The sequence below is a fragment of the Streptomyces sp. NPDC043685 genome, assembly GCF_056436585.1.
This window is the reverse complement of sequence record NZ_JBWKCH010000005.1, coordinates 562,490-582,284: the sequence shown is the minus strand read 5'-3', so window position 1 is coordinate 582,284 and position 19,795 is coordinate 562,490. Positions and strand designations below refer to the sequence as shown.

General features: G+C 71.8%; 21 protein-coding genes. 7 read left to right on the top strand and 14 right to left on the bottom strand.

Annotated elements, in window-relative coordinates; genetic code table 11:
- Window positions 1-151: 151 nt before the first annotated feature.
- The 3 genes from rocD to AC0665_RS19520 all read right to left on the bottom strand — a co-directional run bounded on the left by rocD (window position 152) and on the right by AC0665_RS19520 (window position 2,877).
- Window positions 152-1,405, bottom strand: a complete 1,254-nt coding sequence (gene rocD / locus AC0665_RS19530; RefSeq protein ID WP_478705445.1) for an ornithine--oxo-acid transaminase — start codon at window positions 1,403-1,405, stop codon at window positions 152-154.
- Window positions 1,402-2,232 (bottom strand): dimethylargininase, encoded by an 831-nt coding sequence (gene ddaH, locus AC0665_RS19525; protein WP_478705444.1) that lies wholly within the window; start codon window positions 2,230-2,232, stop codon window positions 1,402-1,404. The genes rocD and ddaH overlap by 4 nt, the downstream gene beginning before the upstream one ends.
- Before the next feature lie 126 nt (window positions 2,233-2,358).
- On the bottom strand, window positions 2,359-2,877 hold the full coding sequence (locus tag AC0665_RS19520; protein WP_468405142.1) for an Lrp/AsnC family transcriptional regulator: 519 nt from the start codon (window positions 2,875-2,877) through the stop codon (window positions 2,359-2,361).
- Window positions 2,878-2,933: 56 nt separating this feature from the next.
- Here AC0665_RS19520 and AC0665_RS19515 point away from each other — a divergent pair, with 56 nt between their 5' ends.
- The 4 genes from AC0665_RS19515 to AC0665_RS19500 are packed head-to-tail and all read left to right on the top strand — an operon-like array spanning window position 2,934 to window position 6,982.
- Window positions 2,934-3,683, top strand: a complete 750-nt coding sequence (locus tag AC0665_RS19515) for a LytR/AlgR family response regulator transcription factor (RefSeq protein ID WP_478705443.1) — start codon at window positions 2,934-2,936, stop codon at window positions 3,681-3,683.
- Window positions 3,684-3,685: 2 nt separating this feature from the next.
- Entirely contained in the window at window positions 3,686-4,045 is a 360-nt protein-coding gene (locus tag AC0665_RS19510; protein ID WP_468406340.1) for a hypothetical protein, read from the top strand.
- 10 nt (window positions 4,046-4,055) lie between these two features.
- Window positions 4,056-5,771, top strand: coding sequence for a sodium/solute symporter (locus AC0665_RS19505; protein ID WP_478705442.1), 1,716 nt, complete (start codon window positions 4,056-4,058; stop codon window positions 5,769-5,771).
- Complete coding sequence (locus AC0665_RS19500) at window positions 5,768-6,982, top strand: sensor histidine kinase (protein WP_478608146.1); 1,215 nt, start codon at window positions 5,768-5,770, stop codon at window positions 6,980-6,982. The genes AC0665_RS19505 and AC0665_RS19500 overlap by 4 nt, the downstream gene beginning before the upstream one ends.
- Before the next feature lie 4 nt (window positions 6,983-6,986).
- Here AC0665_RS19500 and AC0665_RS19495 read toward each other — a convergent pair whose 3' ends face one another.
- The 5 genes from AC0665_RS19495 to AC0665_RS19475 form a co-directional block, all read right to left on the bottom strand.
- Window positions 6,987-7,166, bottom strand: coding sequence for a hypothetical protein (locus AC0665_RS19495; RefSeq protein ID WP_363120536.1), 180 nt, complete (start codon window positions 7,164-7,166; stop codon window positions 6,987-6,989).
- 80 nt (window positions 7,167-7,246) lie between these two features.
- Window positions 7,247-8,197, bottom strand: a complete 951-nt coding sequence (locus tag AC0665_RS19490; RefSeq protein ID WP_478705441.1) for a cytochrome c oxidase assembly protein — start codon at window positions 8,195-8,197, stop codon at window positions 7,247-7,249.
- 157 nt (window positions 8,198-8,354) lie between these two features.
- Window positions 8,355-9,380, bottom strand: coding sequence for a 6-phosphofructokinase (locus tag AC0665_RS19485; protein ID WP_468405152.1), 1,026 nt, complete (start codon window positions 9,378-9,380; stop codon window positions 8,355-8,357).
- Window positions 9,381-9,582: 202 nt separating this feature from the next.
- A complete protein-coding gene (locus AC0665_RS19480; RefSeq protein ID WP_468405154.1) occupies window positions 9,583-10,311 on the bottom strand; it encodes a type 1 glutamine amidotransferase in 729 nt (242 codons plus the stop codon).
- A gap of 23 nt (window positions 10,312-10,334) precedes the next feature.
- Complete coding sequence (locus tag AC0665_RS19475; RefSeq protein WP_363120540.1) at window positions 10,335-11,573, bottom strand: MurT ligase domain-containing protein; 1,239 nt, start codon at window positions 11,571-11,573, stop codon at window positions 10,335-10,337.
- Window positions 11,574-11,731: 158 nt separating this feature from the next.
- Here AC0665_RS19475 and def point away from each other — a divergent pair, with 158 nt between their 5' ends.
- Window positions 11,732-12,271 carry a peptide deformylase gene (gene def / locus AC0665_RS19470; RefSeq protein WP_478705440.1) on the top strand — a complete coding sequence of 180 codons (540 nt, stop codon included), beginning with the start codon at window positions 11,732-11,734 and terminating at the stop codon, window positions 12,269-12,271.
- A 64-nt stretch (window positions 12,272-12,335) separates the two neighbouring features.
- On the opposite strand, the gene AC0665_RS19465 is transcribed toward def, so the two are convergent.
- Window positions 12,336-12,980: a TetR/AcrR family transcriptional regulator gene (locus AC0665_RS19465; protein ID WP_468405159.1), complete on the bottom strand. Its 645-nt coding sequence runs from the start codon at window positions 12,978-12,980 to the stop codon at window positions 12,336-12,338.
- Window positions 12,981-13,152: 172 nt separating this feature from the next.
- Here AC0665_RS19465 and AC0665_RS19460 point away from each other — a divergent pair, with 172 nt between their 5' ends.
- Window positions 13,153-14,379: an acyl-CoA dehydrogenase family protein gene (locus AC0665_RS19460; protein ID WP_468405161.1), complete on the top strand. Its 1,227-nt coding sequence runs from the start codon at window positions 13,153-13,155 to the stop codon at window positions 14,377-14,379.
- On the opposite strand, the gene AC0665_RS19455 is transcribed toward AC0665_RS19460, so the two are convergent.
- Genes AC0665_RS19455 through AC0665_RS19445 form a run of 3 tightly spaced genes read right to left on the bottom strand, consistent with a single transcriptional unit; the run spans window position 14,376 to window position 17,179 of the window.
- Window positions 14,376-14,897 carry a cupin domain-containing protein gene (locus tag AC0665_RS19455; RefSeq protein ID WP_363120544.1) on the bottom strand — a complete coding sequence of 174 codons (522 nt, stop codon included), beginning with the start codon at window positions 14,895-14,897 and terminating at the stop codon, window positions 14,376-14,378. The genes AC0665_RS19460 and AC0665_RS19455 overlap by 4 nt on opposite strands.
- Window positions 14,898-14,904: 7 nt before the next feature.
- The gene (locus tag AC0665_RS19450) at window positions 14,905-16,116 is read right to left on the bottom strand and encodes a cytochrome P450 (protein WP_478705439.1); all 1,212 of its coding nucleotides are present in this window, start codon (window positions 16,114-16,116) and stop codon (window positions 14,905-14,907) included.
- Between the two features lies 1 nt (window position 16,117).
- Window positions 16,118-17,179 carry a type III polyketide synthase gene (locus AC0665_RS19445; RefSeq protein WP_478608156.1) on the bottom strand — a complete coding sequence of 354 codons (1,062 nt, stop codon included), beginning with the start codon at window positions 17,177-17,179 and terminating at the stop codon, window positions 16,118-16,120.
- Window positions 17,180-17,355: 176 nt separating this feature from the next.
- Here AC0665_RS19445 and AC0665_RS19440 point away from each other — a divergent pair, with 176 nt between their 5' ends.
- The gene (locus tag AC0665_RS19440) at window positions 17,356-18,024 is read left to right on the top strand and encodes a thiaminase II/PqqC family protein (RefSeq protein ID WP_478608159.1); all 669 of its coding nucleotides are present in this window, start codon (window positions 17,356-17,358) and stop codon (window positions 18,022-18,024) included.
- Window positions 18,025-18,073: 49 nt separating this feature from the next.
- On the opposite strand, the gene AC0665_RS19435 is transcribed toward AC0665_RS19440, so the two are convergent.
- Both AC0665_RS19435 and AC0665_RS19430 read right to left on the bottom strand, forming a co-directional pair.
- The gene (locus tag AC0665_RS19435) at window positions 18,074-18,310 is read right to left on the bottom strand and encodes a DUF6213 family protein (protein WP_033307522.1); all 237 of its coding nucleotides are present in this window, start codon (window positions 18,308-18,310) and stop codon (window positions 18,074-18,076) included.
- Between the two features lie 25 nt (window positions 18,311-18,335).
- On the bottom strand, window positions 18,336-19,721 hold the full coding sequence (locus AC0665_RS19430; protein WP_468637881.1) for an NADP-dependent succinic semialdehyde dehydrogenase: 1,386 nt from the start codon (window positions 19,719-19,721) through the stop codon (window positions 18,336-18,338).
- Window positions 19,722-19,795: the final 74 nt, after the last annotated feature.

Here is a 19,795-nt window from a genome sequence, read left to right as displayed (position 1 = left end):
GGCTCGGGCGGGGCCGCGCGTGGTGGCGACCGGCACTCCGCCCGCGGCTCTGGCCGCGGAAACCGGCGTCGTCGGTGCCGGTTCCGCCCGGCCGGGCCCACCTGGGTGCCGAGGGGCACCGATCGTCACCCCGGTGGGCCGGCGGGGGTGCCTACCCCAGCGTCTTCTCCAGCGCCGCGAGCGCCTCCCGCAGCTCTTCGCCCGTGATGGTCAGCGGCGGGGCCAGGCGGATCGTCGAGCCGTGGGTGTCCTTCGCCAGCACGCCCTCCCGCATGAGCCGCTCGCTGATCTCACGGCCCGTGCCGAGCGCCGGGTCGACGTCCACGCCCGCCCACAGGCCGCGTGAGCGGAAGCCGACGACGCCCTTGCCGACCAGGCTGGTCAGACCGTCGCGCAGGATCACGCCCAGCTCGGCCGCCCGGCGCTGGAACTCGCCCGTCTCCAGCAGCTCCACCACCGCCGTGCCGACCGCGGCCGCCAGCGGATTGCCGCCGAACGTCGAGCCGTGCTCCCCGGGATGCAGCACCCCGAGCACCTCCCGCCGCCCGACCACCGCCGACACCGGCACGATCCCCCCGCCCAGCGCCTTGCCCAGCAGCAGCACGTCCGGCACCACCGGCTCGTGCTCCACCGCCAGGGTGCGGCCCGTGCGGCCGAGCCCGGACTGGATCTCGTCGGCGATGAACAGACAGCCCTCGCGGCGGGTCAGCTCCCGCACACCGGCCAGATAGCCGTCGTCGGGGATGATCACCCCCGCCTCGCCCTGGATCGGCTCGATCAGCACCGCCGCCGTCGTCTCGTCGACCGCCGCCTCCAGCGCGGCCAGGTCGTTGTAGGGCACCACCCGGAATCCCGGGGTGAAGGGCCCGAAGCCCGCCCGGGCCGTCTCGTCCGTGGAGAAACTGACGATCGTCGTCGTACGGCCGTGGAAGTTGTCCGCCGCGACCACGATCGTCGCCCGGCCGTCCGGTACGCCCTTGACGTCGTAGGCCCACTTGCGGGCCACCTTCACCCCGCTCTCCACGGCCTCCGCGCCGGTGTTCATGGGCAGCACCATGTCCATGCCGGTCAGCGCGGCCAGCCGCTCCGCGAACCCGGCGAGCCGGTCGTTGTGGAACGCGCGCGAGGTCAGGGTCAGCCGGTCCAGCTGACGATGGGCCGCCTCGATCAGCGCGGGATGCCGGTGGCCGAAGTTGAGGGCCGAATAACCGGCCAGCATGTCCAGGTAGCGCCGTCCCTCCACGTCCTCCACCCAGGTGCCCTCGGCCCGGGCCACGACCACCGGCAGCGGGTGGTAGTTGTGCGCGAGGACCGGCTCCTCCGCGCGGATCAGCTCCTGCGAGCCACGGCTCGCCCGCCCCTCACGGGCGCCCTGCGAGTCGTCGGTGCGGACGGGTGCGGTCATGAGCGGATCTCCCGGATCTCCTGGGTGCAGCACTTGATGCCGCCACCGGCCTTGTGGAACTCGGACAGGTCGACGGGGACGGGGACGTACCCACGGCCGGCCAGTTGCCCGGCCAGTCCCGTCGCCCCCGGCGAGATGAAGACATGACGCCCGTCGCAGACGGAGTTGAGCCCGAACGCCATCGCATCCTCACGGGTGGCGAGCACCGCGTCCGGGTACAGCCGGGCCAGCACCTCGCGGCTGCCCGGCGAGAACGCCTCGGGGTAGTAGGCGATGTTCCCGTCGTGCCCGTCGTCGAGGACGAACAGCGCCGTGTCCAGGTGGTAGAAGTACGGATCCACCAGCGTCAGGCCGATCACCGGCGTCCCGAAGTACTCCTGCGCCTCGCTGTGGGCCGCCCGGGTCGTACGAAAGCCCGTCCCGGCCAGGATCCAGCGCCCGGCCGGCACGAGATCGCCCTCGCCCTCGCACACCGACTCGGGGTGGTACACCTCGTAGCCCTCCGTCTTGAACCACGCCTCGTACGGCACGGACTCGGGACGGCGCTCGGGCGCGTGGAAGAGGGAGCCGAACACGCGGCCGTCGACCACGACCGCCGCGTTCGCGGCGAAGACCATGTCGGGCAGACCGGGGACGGGTTTCACACTGTCCACGGTATGGCCGTGGGCACGATAGGCGTCGACCAGCGCCTGCCACTGGTCCAGGGCGCGGATCACGTCGACGGGTTCACCGGGACGCATCCACGGGTTGATCGCGTACTGCACGGCGAAGTGTCTGGGTTCGCAGACGAGGTAGCGCCGCCGACGCGGCACACGGGAGTCGGGCACAGAGGGGTCCCTCCGCTTCCTCACGGTGTGTGACGGTATGTTGACACAACGGTAGGAACTGGCGGTGGTGCCCGACAAGGAACAAAGATTGCGCGTCCGCGCAGGAACGCTGCGTCTTGCGGCCGCTCAGCGCACGTCTGCTGCGCCGCCCGGCGCGCCCTCGGGAGCCGGATGGCTCGCCCCGGCCTCCGGACTCTCCGGAAGCAGATGCGACAGCACCATCACACTGATCGTCTTCCGGATGAACGGCTCCTGCCGGATCCGCTCCAGCACCTCCTCGAAGTGCTCCACGTCCCGCGCCCGCACATGCAGCAGCGCGTCAGCGCCACCGGTCACCGTCATCCCGGCGGTGATCTCCGGGTAGTCGCGCACGACCTCGGCCAGCCGTCGCGGCGGGGCGGCGCCCTCGCAGTACACCTCGACATAGGCCTCCGTGCGCCAGCCCAGCGCCGACGGCTTCACCGTCGCGGAGAACCCGGTGATCACACCCGTCTCGCGCAGCCGGTCGACCCGCCGCTTGACCGCCGTGGCCGACAGCCCGATCGCCGTGCCGATTTCCGCGAACGACGTCCTCGCGTTCGCCATCAGCGCGGTGATGATCTTCCGGTCGAGTTCGTCGGACGGCGTGGACGACCTGCTGTTCATGTGGGCACTGTATCCACGTGTCCGCACGGCGGGGATCGCCCCTACACTCCACGTTCATGCTGCGCGCCCTGGCTGTCGACGACGAACGCCCCTCCCTGGAGGAGCTGCTCTACCTCCTGCACGCCGACCCCCGCATCGCCAGCGCCGAGGGCGCCGGTGACGCCACCGAGGCGCTGCGCCGCATGAACCGGGCCCTGGAGTCCGGCCCGGACGGGCCCGAGGCCGTCGACGTCGTCTTCCTCGACATCCAGATGCCCGGCCTCGACGGCCTCGACCTCGCCCGGCTGCTCACCGGCTTCGCCCGGCCGCCGCTCATCGTGTTCGTCACCGCCCACGAGGACTTCGCCGTGCAGGCCTTCGACCTCAAGGCCGTCGACTACGTCCTCAAGCCCGTCCGCAAGGAGCGCCTGGCCGAGGCCGTCCGCCGGGCCGCCGAACTGCGCGGCGCCCCCCCGCGCATCCCCGTGCACGAACCCGACCCGGACCACATACCCGTCGAGCTCGGCGGCGTGACCCGCTTCGTCGCGGTCGACGACATCACGCACGTCGAGGCCCAGGGCGACTACGCCCGCCTGCACACCGACAAGGGCAGCCACCTGGTGCGCATCCCGCTGTCCACCCTGGAGGAGCGCTGGCGCACCCGCGGCTTCGTCCGCATCCACCGCCGCCACCTCGTCGCCCTGCGCCACATCGGCGAACTCCGCCTCGACGCGGGCACCGTCAGCGTCCTCGTCGGCTCCGAGGAACTCCAGGTCAGCCGGCGCCACACGCGCGAACTGCGCGACCTGCTCATGAGGAGGCCGTGACGGTGCCCCAGGACCACACCGAACGCCGCGTCGTCGTCACCGGCCCGCCCCGCCGCACCGGCCGGGCCTCCGGCTACTACCGCCCGCGCACCGAGATCGACGAGCAGACCACCCTCGGCCACACCTACGTCCGCTCCCTGATGCGCACCCAACTGCGCGCCGCCCTCACCGTGTTCGCCGTCCTCGGCCTGCTGGTCGGCCCGCTCCCGCTGCTGTTCGCGGCGATGCCCGACGCCCGCCGCCTGGAGTGGGCCGTCCTCGGCTTCGGCCTCTACGCCCCCCTGGTCCTGCTCGCCCGCTGGTACGTCCGCCGCGCCGAGCGCAACGAGCGCGACTTCGTACGCCTCGTGGAAGACCGCTGAAACCGCACCCATGAACTCCGGCTACGCCATCCCCGCCGTCGCCCTGGTCGTCGTCGCGACGATCCTCGTCGGCGCCTTCGGCCTGCGCATCTCCCGCACCACCTCCGACTTCTACGTCGCCTCCCGCACCGTCGGGCCGCGCCTGAACGCCGCCGCCATCAGCGGGGAGTACCTCTCCGCCGCCTCCTTCCTCGGCATAGCGGGCCTCGTCCTGGTCCAGGGCCCCGACATGCTCTGGTACCCGGTCGGCTACACCGCCGGCTACCTGGTCCTGCTGCTGTTCGTCGCCGCCCCGCTGCGCCGCTCCGGCGCCTACACCCTCCCCGACTTCGCCGAGGCCCGCCTCGCCTCCCCGGCCGTGCGGCGGCTGGCCGGCGCCTTCGTCGTCGGGGTCGGCTGGCTGTACCTGCTGCCCCAGCTCCAGGGCGCCGGACTGACCCTGACCGTGCTGAGCGGGGCGCCCGACTGGCTCGGCGGAGTCATCGTCGCCGTCGTCGTCACCGCCATCGTCGCCGCCGGAGGCATGCGCAGCATCACCTTCGTGCAGGCCTTCCAGTACTGGCTGAAGCTCACCGCCCTGCTCGTCCCCGCCCTCTTCCTGGTCCTCACCTGGCAGGGCGACGGCGCCCCCCGGCACGCCTTCGACGAACCGGCCACCTTCCGCGAGCAGCGCGCCGTCCGCGTGGACGACGGCATCGATTTGAAGCTGGACCGGCCCCTGACGGTCACCGTGACCGGCACCGTCGACGGCCGGACGCACACCGGCACCCGTCTCCATCTCCCCGCGGGCACCCACCGCATCGAAGGCGGCACCCGTCTCACCTTCGCCGCGGGCGCCCCCGTCCCCAGGGCCGAGCGCAGCGGCGGCGGCGACCTGTCCCCGTCCCAGGCCGAGAGCCGTGAGGAACGTCCGCTGTACGCCACGTACGGGCTGATCCTCGCCACGTTCCTCGGCACCATGGGCCTGCCGCACGTCGTGGTCCGCTTCTACACCAGCCCGCACGGCGTCGCCGCCCGCCGCACCACCGTCGCGGTCCTCGGCCTGATCGGCGCCTTCTACCTCCTGCCGCCCCTCTACGGCGCGCTCGGCCGCCTCTACGCCCCCGAACTCACCCTCACCGGCGACCCGGACGCCGCCGTGCTGCTGCTGCCCGACCGCATGATCGGGGGAGTGGGGGGCGACCTGCTGGGCGCCCTGGTCGCCGGGGGCGCCTTCGCCGCGTTCCTGTCCACGGCCTCGGGCCTGACCATGGCGGTCGCCGGCGTCCTCACCCAGGACGTCCTCCCCTCCCGGGGCGTACGGCACTTCCGGCTCGGGACGGTCCTCGCCATGGCCGTGCCCCTCGCGGCGAGCGTCCTGGTCGGCGGGCTGCCGGTCGCCGACGCCGTCGGGCTCGCCTTCGCGGTCTCGGCGTCCTCCTTCTGCCCGCTGCTCGTCCTCGGGATCTGGTGGCGCCGGCTCACCCCGCCCGGAGCCGCCGCCGGGATGCTGATCGGCGGCGGCTCGGCCCTGCTCGCCGTGGCCGCCACCATGGCGGGCTACCCCGGCGAAGGCGCCGCCGCGCACGCCCTGCTCGCCTGGCCCGCCCTGTGGTCGGTGCCGCTGGGCTTCCTCACCATGATCCTGGTCTCCCTGGCCACCCCGGGCCGGGTCCCGCCCGGCACCGCCGCCGTCCTGGCCCGCTTCCACCTGCCCGAGGAACTGCGCACGGAGGTGACGGCATGAGCGGATTCCTGGCGGGCCTGTGCGTCGCCGTGCTCCCGGTGCTGGCCCTGGGGGTCTGGATCGGCCGCCGCACCGCCCGCGCCAAGAGCCTCGCCGGCCTGGGCACCCCCGTCGAGCACGCCACCTTCGAGACCCTGCACACCGCGTCCCTCGCCGCACCCCCGCTGCGGGCCGGCCTGACCGAGGAGACCGCCCGCAAGTCGGCCCGCAAGCTGCGCTCGCTGCTCGGCACGGACGCCCTCTGCCTCACCGACCGCAAGCAGGTGCTCGTCTGGGACGGCGACGGCGCCCACCACCGCACCGAGATCATGGAGCGCCTCGCCGGCTCCCTGGAGACCGGCCGGGGCGAGGCCTTCCGGCTCACCTGCGACAGCCTCGACTGCTCCGTGCGCTGGGCGGTCGTCGCCCCGCTCACCGTCGACGACCGGGTGCACGGCGCCCTCGTCGCCTGCGCGCCCCGTGAGTCGGCCGTCCTCGTCCGGGCCGCCGGCGAGGTCGCCCGCTGGGTCTCCGTCCAGCTGGAACTGGCCGATCTCGACCAGTCCCGCACCCGGCTGATCGAGGCCGAGATCAAGGTCCTGCGGGCGCAGATCTCCCCGCACTTCATCTTCAACTCGCTCGCGGTGATCGCCTCGTTCGTCCGCACCGACCCCGAGCGCGCCCGCGAGCTGCTGCTGGAGTTCGCCGACTTCACCCGCTACTCGTTCCGCAGGCACGGCGACTTCACCACGCTCGCCGAGGAACTGCACGCCATCGACCACTACCTGGCCCTGGTGCGGGCACGCTTCGGCGACCGCCTGTCCGTCACCCTCCAGATAGCGCCGGAGGTGCTGCCGGTGACTCTGCCCTTCCTGTGCCTTCAGCCGCTCGTCGAGAACGCCGTCAAGCACGGCCTGGAGGGCAAGGCCGTGCCCTCCGGCAAGTGCCACATCCAGATCACCGCCCAGGACACGGGCGCCGAGGCGCTCGTCGTCATCGAGGACGACGGCGCCGGCATGGACCCCGGCCTGCTGCGCCGCATCCTCGCCCGCGAGGTCAGCCCCTCGGGCGGCATCGGCCTGTCCAACGTCGACGACCGGCTGCGCCAGGTCTACGGCGACGACTACGGCCTCGTCATCGAGACCGCCGCGGGCGCGGGCATGAAGATCACCGTGAGGCTCCCGAAGTACCAGCCGGGCGTGCACTCGGCGGGCCGGCTGCCCCGGGAGTGAGCCGTCAGGTGCTGCGTGTGGTGACCACCAGTCCCAGGGTGATCAGACCCAGCACGACCCAGCCGAACCACAGCCAGCCGTTGCTGCCGAGCGCCACCGTGTAGGCCGTCACCGCGACCAGCCCGCCCACGGTGAGCACTCCCATGGTCTTCGTCGAGTTGGAACCGTTCGTGGAACCGGGCATCGCAACACCCTCCTCATGGTTCGGTCCCTCCATGGTGCCCGGCGGACGCCCGGCGCGCACGGCCCGTACCCGAGCGGTGTTCAGCGCCCCTGCGTGTTCAGCGAGGCCAGATAGGCGTTGTACGCCTCGAGTTCCTTGTCCCCGTCGCGGTCGGCGGCCCGGTCCTCACGCCTGGCCTGGCGCTGGTCGGAGGCGTACCACTGGAACAGCAGGGCGACCAGCACCAGCACGGAGGGGATCTCGCTGAACGCCCAGGCGATGCCGCCCGCCGCGTTCTGGTCCGACAGCGCCTCGATGCCGAGCGAGCCGGGCGGGTTCTTGAACGTCTCGACCATCGGCTCGGACGCCATCATCAGGGCGATCCCGAAGAACGCGTGGAACGGCATGCCCGCGAAGAGCTCCAGCATCCGCATCAGATAGCCCGGGCGGTGCGGCCCCGGGTCCACGCCCATGATCGGCCAGAAGAACACCAGGCCGACGGCGAGGAAGTGCACCATCATCGCGATGTGGCCCGTCCTGGACCCCATCAGGGTGTCGAAGATCGGGGTGAAGTACAGCCCGTACAGGCTCGCGATGAACAGCGGGATCGTGAACGCCGGGTGCGTGATGATCCGCATGTACCGGCTGTGCAGGAACATCAGCAGCAGCTCGCGGGGACCCTTGCGGTCCCGCCCGGCGATCGGCAGCGCCCGGAGCGCCAGCGTGATCGGCGCCCCGAGCAGGACGAGGATGGGCGACACCATGCTGATGACCATGTGCTGCACCATGTGCACGCTGAACATGACCATGCCGTAGTCGTTCAGCTGGGTGCACATCATGAGCATGACGCTCAGCACACCCAGGACGTAGGCGACCGTCCGCCCCACGGGCCACTTGTCCCCGCGCCGGGCGAGCCGCACGACACCCCACCCGTACAGGGCCAGCCCCGCGAGGCAGGCGACGAGGAAGAACGGGTCCGCCGACCACTCCAGACCTCGTCCCAGCGTGAACGGCGGCAGATCCATGGTCATGCCGTGCCCGCTGTGATCCATTCCGCCGGCTCCTGTTTCGTGGGGGTGTGCAGCCATCTGTCCGCCCACAAGAGTAGAACCGCCCCCGACCACACACATGACCGGGGGCGGATTTCAGGGGCGCGGGGAACTGGGCGAACGGCCGCACACCTCCCGCACCCGGACGACTGCAGCAACCTCAGAGAACGGTCTCCGCTTCGGCATACCGCTCGTCCGGCACGGTCTTCAGCGTCTCCACGGCCTCAGCCAACGGCACCATCACGATCTCGGTCCCGCGCAGCGCCGTCATCTGCCCGAACTCACCCCGGTGCACGGCCTCCACCGCGTGCCACCCGAAGCGCGTCGCCAGCACCCGGTCGTAGGCGGTCGGCGTCCCGCCCCGCTGCACATGTCCGAGGATCACCGGCCGGGCTTCCTTCCCGAGCCGCCCCTCCAGCTCCACGGACAGCTGCCGGGCGATCCCGGCGAACCGCTCGTGCCCGTAGATGTCCTTGCCGCCCTCGTCGAACTCCATGGTCCCGGCCTTGGGCTTCGCCCCCTCGGCCGCGACGACGATCGCGAACCGCTTGCCCGCCTCGAAGCGCTCACCGACCCGGCGGGTCAGCTCCTCTATGTCGAAGGGCCGCTCGGGCACGACGATGGCGTGCGCACCGGCCGCCATCCCGGAGTGCAGCGCGATCCAGCCGGTGTGCCGGCCCATGACCTCGACCACCAGGACCCGCTGGTGGGACTCGGCCGTGGTCTTCAGACGGTCCAGCGCCTCGGTCGCCACCCCGACGGCCGTGTCGAAGCCGAAGGTCACGTCCGTGACCGCGATGTCGTTGTCGATGGTCTTCGGCACGCCCACGACGGGCAGGCCGCTGTCCGACATCAGGCGCGCCGCCTTGAGCGTGCCCTCGCCGCCGATCGGGATGATCGCGTCGAGGCCGAGCTCCTCGACATGGCCCCTGGCCCGCTCCACACCGTCGCGCAGATGGGAGGGCTGGACCCGGGAGGACCCGAGGATCGTGCCGCCGCGGGCGAGGATGCCGCCCACCGCGTCGAGGTCGAGCTTGAGGTAGTCGCACTCCAGGAGGCCCTTCCAGCCGTCCCGGAAGCCGATGACCTCGTCGCCGTGGTCGACGACGGCGCGGTGCACGACGGACCGGATGACGGCGTTCAGGCCGGGGCAGTCGCCGCCGGACGTGAGGACACCAATGCGCATAGCCCGAATACCTTCTCCACGTGGGCCGGGGGCCGGACCACCTTGTCCGGCTGGAATCCCCGCCACCCTAGCGGCACCGAGGGGCCGGACCGAAGCACGCGTCCGCCTGCTGGACGACCTCGCTCACCTGTGCGGATGTGCCGTCAGACGGGCTGTTGACCAGCAGGTTGACGCGTGCCGCGCACACGCTGCGGCGCTGCGCTCAGGCAGGCTGCTGAGCAGCGGCGATGCGCTCGTTGCGCAGGGCCTCGTACCAGCGGTCGTCGGTCGGCGGCAGCGCGTTGACGTCGAGGGCCAGCTTCAGCAGCAGGTCCGCGATCAGCGGGTTGCGGGCGAGCACCGGCCCGTGCATGTACGTGCCGAAGACGGTGTCGTTGTACGCGCCCTCCGTGCCGTCGCCCGTGCCGTTGCCGTTGCCGAAGCGCACCCGGGCGAGCGGGCGGGCGGTGGGGCCGAGGTGGGTGACGCCCTGGTGGTTCTCGAAGCCGGTCAGCGGGGGCAGGCCGAGCCGCGCGTCGACGTCGCCCAGCACGTCACCGACACAGCGGGCACCCTCGCCGCGCGTCGACACCACGTCCAGCAGCCCGAGGCCGGGCTCGCGCTGGCCGAGGTCGTTGATGAACTCGTGGCCGAGGATCTGGTAGCCGGCGCACACGGAGAAGACGATCGCGCCGTTCTCCACGGCCCGGGTCAGTCCGCCGTCCCGGCGCAGCCGCTCGGCGGCGAGCCGCTGCGGCCGGTCCTCACCGCCGCCGATCAGGTAGATGTCGCCGGAGGTCGGGATCGGCTGGTCGCTGCGCACGTCCAGCCGGGCCACGTCCAGGCGGCGCTGCCGGGCGCGGCGCTCCACGACGAGCACGTTGCCTTGGTCGCCGTAGGTGCTGAGCAGGTCGGGATAGATCCAGACGATGCGCAGTTGGTTGTCGCTCACAAAAGTCCCCTGACGTCTCGTGCTCAGTTGCCGACGCGGCGGCGCAGGTCCTGGAACGCCGTGTAGTTGGCGATGACCTCGATGCGGCCGGGCGGGCACGCGGCCACGGCCTGGTCGAGGTTCTCGTAGACCTGGAAGTGCTGGTCGGCGACCTCCAGGCGCACCGCCAGGTCCAGCCGGCGGTCGCCCACCACGCAGATCGGGTGGCCGGTCAGGCGCGTGTAGTCGACGTCCCACAGCCAGGAGGTGTCGGTGCCGTCGGCGCCGCGGGCGTTCACGGAGAGGATGACCGGGGTGGGCGGCGGGTCGATGAGCGAGAACGTCTCCAGCCAGCCGGCCGGGTTCTTCGCGAGCAGCAGCCTGAGGTCGCGGCCCTGGAACTGGACGACGTCGTAGCGTCCGGCCACCGCCTGCACCTGGTACATGCGCTCCAGCGCGACCTGCGGCGGCACCCCGAACACGGCGGCCACGGCGGCCGAGGAGGCGGCGTTGGCCTTGTTGGCGCGGCCGGGCAGCTGGAGGTGGATCGGCCAGGCCGAGCCGTGCGGGTCGAGGACGTGGTCGCCCGAGAGGGCCCAACTCGGCGTGGGACGGCGGAAGCCGCACTCGCCGCAGAACCAGTCGTCGCCGGGGCGCTGCATCACGCCGCCGCAGGACGGGCAGGACCAGGCGTCGTCCTTCCACATCTGCCCGGCCGCGACCCAGATCACATTGGGGGAGGACGACGCCGCCCACACCACCAGCGGATCGTCGCAGTTGGCCACGACCACGGCCTTGGAGCCAGCGAGCCCCTCCCGCCAGTTCTCGGCGAGCATGCGGGTCTCGGCGGCACGGTCGAGCTGGTCGCGCGAGAGGTTGAGCAGGGCGATGCACTTCGGGGCGGTGTCCCGGGCCACGCCCGCGAGGTACTTCTCGTCGACCTCGATGACGCCGTAGCGGGCGTCCGAGCTGCCGGCGAGGGCCGAGGTGATGCCGGCCGGCATGTTGGCGCCGAGCGCGTTGGACACGACCGGTCCCGCCGCGCGCAGGGCCTCGGCGATGAGCCGGGTGGTGGTGGTCTTGCCGTTCGTCGCGGAGACCAGGGTCACGTCCAGGTTCTGGGCGAGCCGGGCCAGGAGGTCGGGGTCGAGTTTGAGCGCGACCCGGCCGCCGATCACCGATCCGCTGCCGCGCCCTGCGGCGCGCGATGCCGCCGCGACCGCCTTGCCCGCGGTCACGGCCAGCTTGGCCCGCGGCGAGAGCGGGTCCGAGTTGCCTGCCATCAGTTCTCGATCCTCCTTGCGTACGCGCCGCGCCTTGAAGCCTGACGGCCACGTGGTGTGGACCTCAGCCTATCGAGATCCATTCGCACTCCCGAACCGCGGCACTGTGGCGAACTCGTGTGGAAGGCGCGGACCGACAGGACCTTACTCTTGCCGCCATGCGACACAGCTCCATCCCCGGCGCCCACGGCCGCGTGAGACCCCTCACCCTGCACGGCGACCCGCTCCTGCACGCACCCTGTGCCGAGGTCACCGACTTCGGTCCCGAACTGGCCCGGCTCGTCGAGGACTTGTTCGCCACCATGTACGCCGCCCGGGGCGTCGGGCTGGCCGCCAACCAGGTCGGCGAGCCGCTGCGGGTCTTCGTCTACGACTGCCCGGACGACGAGGACGTCCGCCACGTGGGGCATGTGATCAACCCCCGGCTGACCGAAAAGGACGGCGTGGTGATCCGGGGCCCGGAGGGCTGCCTGTCCCTGCCGGGCCTGGAAGCGGGCACGGAGCGGTACGACCACGCGGTGGTGGAGGGTTTCACGGTGACGGGAGAACCCGTCACCGTCCACGGCACGGGCTTCTTCGCCCGCTGCCTGCAGCACGAATGCGACCACGTGGAGGGCCGCGTCTACGCGGACCACCTCACAGGCTGGCGCCACCGCAGGCTGATGCGCCAGGTGGCCAAGGCCGCCTGGCACCGGTGATTCCCTCAGGGGCGAGGGGAACCGCGCGACCAGCCCCTGCCGGTCCGCACACGGCACATGACCGTCAGAACCCCGGGCCACCCACCCGGTCCCCGGCGGCGGCGAGCCTGCCCCACAGCAGATCGGCCAGACTGCGCACCAACTCGGCACGGGAACACGGCCGTTCTCCCAGCCACCAGTCCCCGGCCGCATGCATCATGCCGACGATCCCGTGCCCCCACACCCGCGCCAGCTGCTGCCCGCCCGGACCGAGGTCCAGCCGCTCCTCGATGACCTGCGCCAGTTCCTCGCCCATCCGCCGCAGCAACGGCGCACTGTGCTTGCCGACGTCGAATCCCTGATCCCCCGGCTGGCTCCCCTCCGCCGGGTGCATCAGGAACCGGTACACCTGGGGCCGCGCCTCGATCGCCGCGAGGTACGTCCCCAGCGTCGCCTCGACCCGTTCCCGCCGGTCCGCCGGCGCGTCCAGCGCCGCCCGCAGCGAATCCAGCAGTGCGTCCGTGTGCCGTTTGGCAAGGGCCGCGTAAAGTCCGCCCTTGTCGCCGAAGTGCCGGTAGAGGATCGGCTTGGTGATGCCGGCTTCCGCCGCGATCGCGTTCATGGAGGCCTGCGGGCCGTCACGCAGCACCACTCGGTCGGCGGCTTCCAGCAGCTCACGCCGACGGCGGTCGGCGGACCTTTGCTGATCGGTCCGCTGTGTGGTGTCCATGTGCTCTCCCCACCCGTGGTGTTTCGCTGACGCCTGCGCAAACTAACACTGAAGCATGCTCAGGACACCGAACGGGTGCCGACCGGTCGGTAGGAGTTGACTTCTCCTACCCGCCGGTAACACACTGGTGTTACCGCAAGTAACATGCACGTGCGCCGCTGGAGGGGACGACATGGCCGAGTTCACCATGGAGCTCAACGACGAACAGAAGGAGGTCCGCGACTGGCTCCACGGCTTCGCCGCCGACGTGATCCGGCCCGCGGCCGCCGAATGGGACGAGCGTGAGGAGACTCCCTGGCCGGTCATCCAGGAGGCCGCCAAGGTCGGCATCTACTCCCTGGACTTCTACGCCCAGCAGTACTTCGACTCCACCGGCCTCGGCATCCCCATGGCGATGGAGGAGCTCTTCTGGGGCGACGCGGGCATCGCGCTGTCGATCGTCGGCACCGGCCTCGCCGCCGTGGGCGTCCTCGCCAACGGCACCGAGGAGCAGATCGGCACCTGGATCCCGCAGATGTACGGCGACGCCAACGATGTCAAGGTCGCGGCCTTCTGCTCCTCCGAGCCCGACGCCGGCTCCGACGTGGCCTCCATGCGCACCCGGGCCGTCTACGACGAGGCCAAGGACGAATGGGTGCTCAACGGCACCAAGACCTGGGCGACCAACGGCGGCATCGCCAACGTCCACGTCGTCGTCGCGGTCGTCGACCCCGAGCTGGGCTCCAAGGGGCACGCCTCCTTCATCGTCCCGCCGGGGACGCCGGGTCTGTCCCAGGGGCAGAAGTTCAAGAAGCACGGCATCCGCGCCTCGCACACCGCCGAGGTCATCCTCGACAACGTGCGCGTCCCCGGCTCGTGCCTGCTGGGCGGCAAGGAGAAGCTGGACGAACGCCTGGCCCGCGCGCGGGAGAAGGCCAAGCAGGGCGGGGAGCGGGTGAAGAACGCGGCGATGGCCACGTTCGAGGCCTCGCGCCCGGCGGTCGGCGCCATGGCGGTCGGCACCGCGAGGGCGGCCTACGAGGTCGCCCTCGACTACGCGAAGACCAGGGAGCAGTTCGGCCGCCCGATCATCGACAACCAGGGCGTCGCCTTCCAGCTCGCGGACATGCGGACCTCCATCGACGCGGCCCGGCTGCTGGTGTGGCGCGCGTCCTGGATGGCGATCAACGGCAAGCCCTTCACGGCGGCCGAGGGTTCGATGTCCAAGCTGTTCGCGAGCGAGACGGCCAAGAAGGTCACGGCCCAGGCGATACAGATCCTCGGCGGCAACGGCTACACCCGCGAGTACCCGGTCGAGCGGATGCACCGCGACGCGGCCATCTACACCATCTTCGAGGGCACCAGCGAGATCCAGCGCCTGGTCATCGCCCGCACCCTGGCCGGGGTGCCGATCCGCTAACGGTGCCTGAGCGGCGTCAGCTGCTCGATGTCGTACCGCGCCCGCAGCTCCTCGATCGCGGCGTGGTCCGGCGGGCCCCCGCCGCCGAGGATCTCCAGCAGCTCCTCGAAGTACCGCTCGTGGTCCGGCGGCGGGCTCGCCTGGAAGAACATCTTCGCGGGCTCGTCCGTCGGGTTGGCGAACGCGTGCGGACAACCCGGCGGCACGGCGATCACCGTGCCCGGTGTCGCCCGCACCACCCGGTCCCCCGACCGGGACTCCCACCGCTGCCAGTGGTCGGGAGTGCGCACCCGCGGCTCGAAGGCGAGGACATCCAGCTCGCCCTCGAGGACGTAGAACAACTCCTCGCTGCGGGTGTGCACATGGGCGCCGACGTCGAAGCCCGGCGGCACCACCACCTCGAAGGTGGACGCCGTCCGGGAGTGCGCGCCGGTCACCTTGAAGGTGACGTGGTGGGCGGGGGCCGCCATCACCCGGCCGTGGCCCGGGGGGACGAACAGTCCGTCGGTCGCCGTCATCGCCCGCTCACCACGTCACGGGCAGGGCCTCGGGCCCGCCGACCGGAGTGTTCCTTCCGGGGGACACCGCCTCGGCCGGGACCGCGAGCCGCAGGCCCGGCACCCCGTCGAGGAGCGCGTCGGCCAGGAGCTCCAGCTCCATCCGGGCCAACGCGTCGCCGGGGCAGTGGTGCGGGCCGGAGCCGAAGGAGAGGTGCGGGTTCGGGTCGCGATCGACGTCGATCGCCTCCGGGTCCGGGAAGACGACCGGGTCGTGGTTCGCGGCCGCGTACGACACCTGGACCACCTCGCCGGCCCGGACGCGGACACCCCCGATCTCCACGTCCTCTCTGGCGATGCGTCGCGGCCCGTCCGGGTCGTCCCGGCAGAGCCGGCGCAGCAGTTCGTCGACGGCCCGGGGACGGATCTCCGGCTCGGCGCGCAGGCGTTCGGCCAGCTCGGGGCGGCTCAGCAGCAGGCGGAACAGCCGACTGCCCAGGTGGGTGACCGCCTCGCCGCCGATCTGAAGGCCCACCGCGCATCCGGTCGCCTCGTCCAGGGTGAGCTCCGCGCGGCCGAGGGCGGCGCCGAGCAGGGAGGCGACGTCCTCGCCGGTGCTGCCCTCGCGCAGACCGATCAGATCGGAGAAGTAGGCGGCCATCTCCTTCCCGGCCCGCTCGCCCGCGTCGGCGCCGTGCGGGGAGGACAGGATCTGCCGCGTCCACGCGTGCATGCCCTGCCGGTCGGCGGGCGGGACGCCCATCAGTTCGCAGATCACCGCGACGGGGAACGGGCCAAGAACGGCCTCCGTCAGATCGGCCGGCGGGCCGTCCTGGAGCATCTCCTCCACCAGCTCGCTCAGCATGCGGCCGCACCGCTCACGCCTGCGCTCCACCCCGCTCGCACTGAACGCGGCGGCCACACCGCGCCGCAGGCGGTTGTGGTCCGGCGTGTCCGGGAAGCCCGCCGCGCCACCGGCCCGGACAGGGTGCGGGGCCGGGCGGCCGACGCGCCGGCCGGTGACGGCCACGCGGCTGAAGCGCGGGTCCTCGGCCACCGCCCGCACCTCGTCGTGCCGGGTGACCAGCCATGCCCAGCCCGCGCCGTCGGGTAGCCCGACGCGAGTGGGAGGGCCCGCGTCCCCCGGCTCGCACAGCGGGCCGGGGTCCGCGCCGGGCGGGGCGGACGCGGGGCGCTCCCGGACCGGGGGCCGGTCCCCGCTGATCGTCTCCTCGCTCATGTCACATCGTCTCGTCCGCGCTGCGCCAGCGGCCCAGGGCCATCTCGGCGGTGATGCCGGGTCCGAACCCGGCGAGCAGTCCGCGCGCCCGGTCCTCGGGGCGGCCCTCGTCGAACAGCCGGCGCAGCGCGTCCAGGACGACGGCGCTGGCGATGTTGCCGTACTCGGTGAGCGTGGCCCGGCTGAAGCGGAAGGCGTGCGGGTCGACGTGCAGGAAGGTACTGAGGTCATCCAGGATGCGCGGCCCGCCCGCGTGGACGATGTAGAAGTCCAGGTCGGTGGCGTCCCAGCCGTGGTCACCGGCCAAGTCCTTCAGCACCGGGGCGAGCGGCTCCATCGTGCCCGGCACCCGCTTGTCCAGCAGGAAGTGGAAGCCGGTCGCCCGCACGTCGTACATGATCCATTCCTCGGTCTTGGGGATCAGGTACGAGCCGTTGCGCTCCAGGAGGACTCCTTCGCCGCCCCGGCCGCGGACCACGGCGGCGGCGATGCCGTCACCGAACAGCCCGTTCGACAGCAGCGAGCCGACACCGATGTCGGTGGGCTGGTAGCACAGCGAGCAGAACTCGCACGCCACGATCAGCACGTTGGCCTCGGGATACGCCGTGCAGAAGTCGTGGGCCCGGTTGATCGCCGCACCGCCGGCCGCGCATCCCAGCTGGGCCACCGGCAGCTGACGGGTGGTCGGTTCGAAACCCATCTCGTTGATCAGCCAGGCCGTGAGCGAGGGCATCATGAAGCCCGTGCACGACACGTAGATGATCAGGTCCACCTCGGTGGTGAGCAGCTCGGCGTCGTCGAGTGCCTGCTGCACGACCGCGGGCACGCGGGCCTTGGCCTCGGCCTCGTAGAGCTTGTTGCGGTCCTCGAACCCGGGGTGCTTCAGCGTTTCCTCGATGGGCTGCACGATGTGGCGCGTGCGCACACCGGTGTTCTCGATCAGCCGAAGGGCGAGCGGCAGTTGCGGGTGGTCGGCGTGGCGCCGGCGCGCCAGCTCCAGCGTCTCCTCCATCGTGATCACGTACTCCGGGACGGACACCGCGGGTCTGCACAAAGTCGCCATGAACCATGCCTGCTTTCGCCTTCCGGAAGGCGCCTCGCCCCCCGGCCAGAAGGTGGTTCACCACTAGGGGTGGTCACCCCACGATCACCCGCCGGCACCGCGACTTCGCGCCGGGCTACTCCGTACCGGGGAGGACGTGCAAGGCTCGTTGCGACACTTGGATGACGGAGGACGCGATGACGCACCCGGCCCGGGACCTGCTGACGAAGACCACCGCCCGCCTCGCCCCCGATCCGCGGTCCAACCCCCTCGTCCCCCGGATCGCCGACGGCACGGCGCCGCGCTCGGTCCTCGCCGCCCTCGCCCTGGAGCAGACCTGGGTGATTCCCGCGGACCGCCGCGCGTTCGAGCACCTGGCGGAGCGTTCCGCGGTGACGGACCCGCGAGCCGCGGCGTTCTTCACGGCGCTCGCCCAGGGCGAAGTCCTGGCGGGGGAGCGGCTGACCGCCTTCGCCCGGGCATGCGGCGTGGACCAGGAGAGGGAGGCGTCCTACGTCCCGCTGCCCGGCTGCCAGACCTACCCGGCCTACGTGGCCTGGCTGGCCCTGAACGCCTCACCGGCGGACGTGGTCCTGGCCCTCACGGCCAACTTCTCGGCGTGGGGCGGCTATTGCGCGACCATCGCGACCGCGCTGCGCGAGCGGTACGGCTTCACGGACGAGGCCTGCGCCTTCTTCGACTTCTTCGCCGAGCCGTCGCCGGACCTCGACCGGCTGGCGACGGAGGCGGTGCGGGCGGGGCTGGACGCCGGCCGCCTCGACGAGACACGAGCCCACGCATACGGCCGCCTGCTGCAGACGTACGAGGCGAGGTTCTGGTCGACCCTGGGGGAGCCGACCGCCTAGGGGCGCGGCCAGCCGCGCCGCACAGCACGGCGCACCGCACGCGCGGCACCTATGTGGCCGTCCCACTGCTGTGCGCGATGCAGGCCACATCGATGCGATCGGCCAGCTTCGCCAGCTCGATGGCCAGCTCGGCGACCGTGTCCTCGTCCAGCCCCGACTCCCCGCCTTCCACGAGCCGCACCCACCGACCCCCCACCGTCCGCAAGAGCTTGCTCACATCCGCCGCGGCCACCTGCAAGGTTCCGCGGTCGTCGACGATCAGAGGCAGAGTCACTTCGCGGTTCACAGACGCGATCGTAGCCCCGCAACACTCACGCACCATGCCAAACAGTGGTGATGTTGCAGAACTCGCGGATTCCGTGCCCGGACAGCTCACGCCCGTACCCGGACCGCTTCACACCGCCGAACGGGAACGCCGGGTGGGACGCCGTCATGCCGTTGAAGAACACCCCGCCGGCCTCCAGATCGCGTGTGAACCGCTCCACCTCTTCCTCGTCGCGCGTCCACACGTTCGAACTCAGTCCGAACGGCGAGTCGTTCGCGATCAGCACCGCCTCGTCCAGGTCGGCCGCCCGGTACAGCGTCGCGACCGGCCCGAACGCCTCCTCCCGGTGGATGCGCATCTCGCGGGTGATGCCGGCGAGGATCGTCGGCGTGTAGTACCAGCCCGGGCCGTCCGGCCGTTCGCCACCGCACAGCACCTCGGCCCCGCTGCGCACCGCGTCGTCGACCAGTTCCTCCAGATCACGCAGTCCCTGCTCGCTGGAGAGCGGCCCGACCTCGGTGTCGTCGGACAGGGGGTCGCCGACCTTCAGCGCCCTCATGCCCGCGGCGAACCGCTCGGCGAAGGCGTCGTAGACGTCCGTGTGCACGATGAACCGCTTCGCGGCGATGCACGACTGGCCGGTGTTCTGCACCCGGGCGGTCACCGCGACCTTCGCGGCCCGGTCGATGTCGGCGGAGGGCATGACGACGAACGGGTCGCTGCCGCCCAGCTCCAGCACCGTCTTCTTGATCATCTCTCCGGCGGTGGAGGCGACCGCGCGTCCCGCCGGTTCGCTGCCGGTGAGCGTGGCCGCCTTGACCCGCTCGTCGCGCAGGATCTCGTCGACCGCGGCGGAGCCGATCAGCAGCGTCTGGAAGGTGCCCTCGGTGAAGCCCGCCCGGTGGAAGAGGTCCTCGATGTACAAGGCGGTCTGCGGGACGTTCGAGGCGTGCTTGAGCAGGCCCACGTTGCCCGCCATCAGCGCGGGCGCGGCGAAGCGGATCACCTGCCACAGCGGGAAGTTCCACGGCATCACCGCCAGCACCGGGCCGAGCGGCCGGTAGCGGACCCGCACGCGGGAGGCGCCGGAGTCCTTGACGTCGGCGTCGGCGGGTTCCTCGTCGGCGAGCAGCTCCTCGGCGTGGTCGGCGTACCAGCGCATCGCCTTGGCGCACTTCGCCGCCTCGGCCCGGGCCTGCTGGATCGGCTTGCCCATCTCGGTGGTCATCACGCGGGCGATGTCCTGCTGGTCCTCTTCGAGGAGGTCGGCGGCCCGGTGCAGCAGCCGCGCCCGCTCGTCGAAGCTCGTCGTCCGGTAGGTGCGGAACGTGGCCTCCGCGAGCTGGAGCCGACGCTCGATCTCCTGCTCGTCCATGGCCTCGTACGTCTTGAGCGTCTCGCCGTTCGCCGGGTTCACCGTTGCGATGGGCATGGCTGACCTCCCTCGGAGCGGGCTGTGTCTCGACCTTCCCGCGCGGCGGAGGGGACCGCAACGCGGGAGCGTCT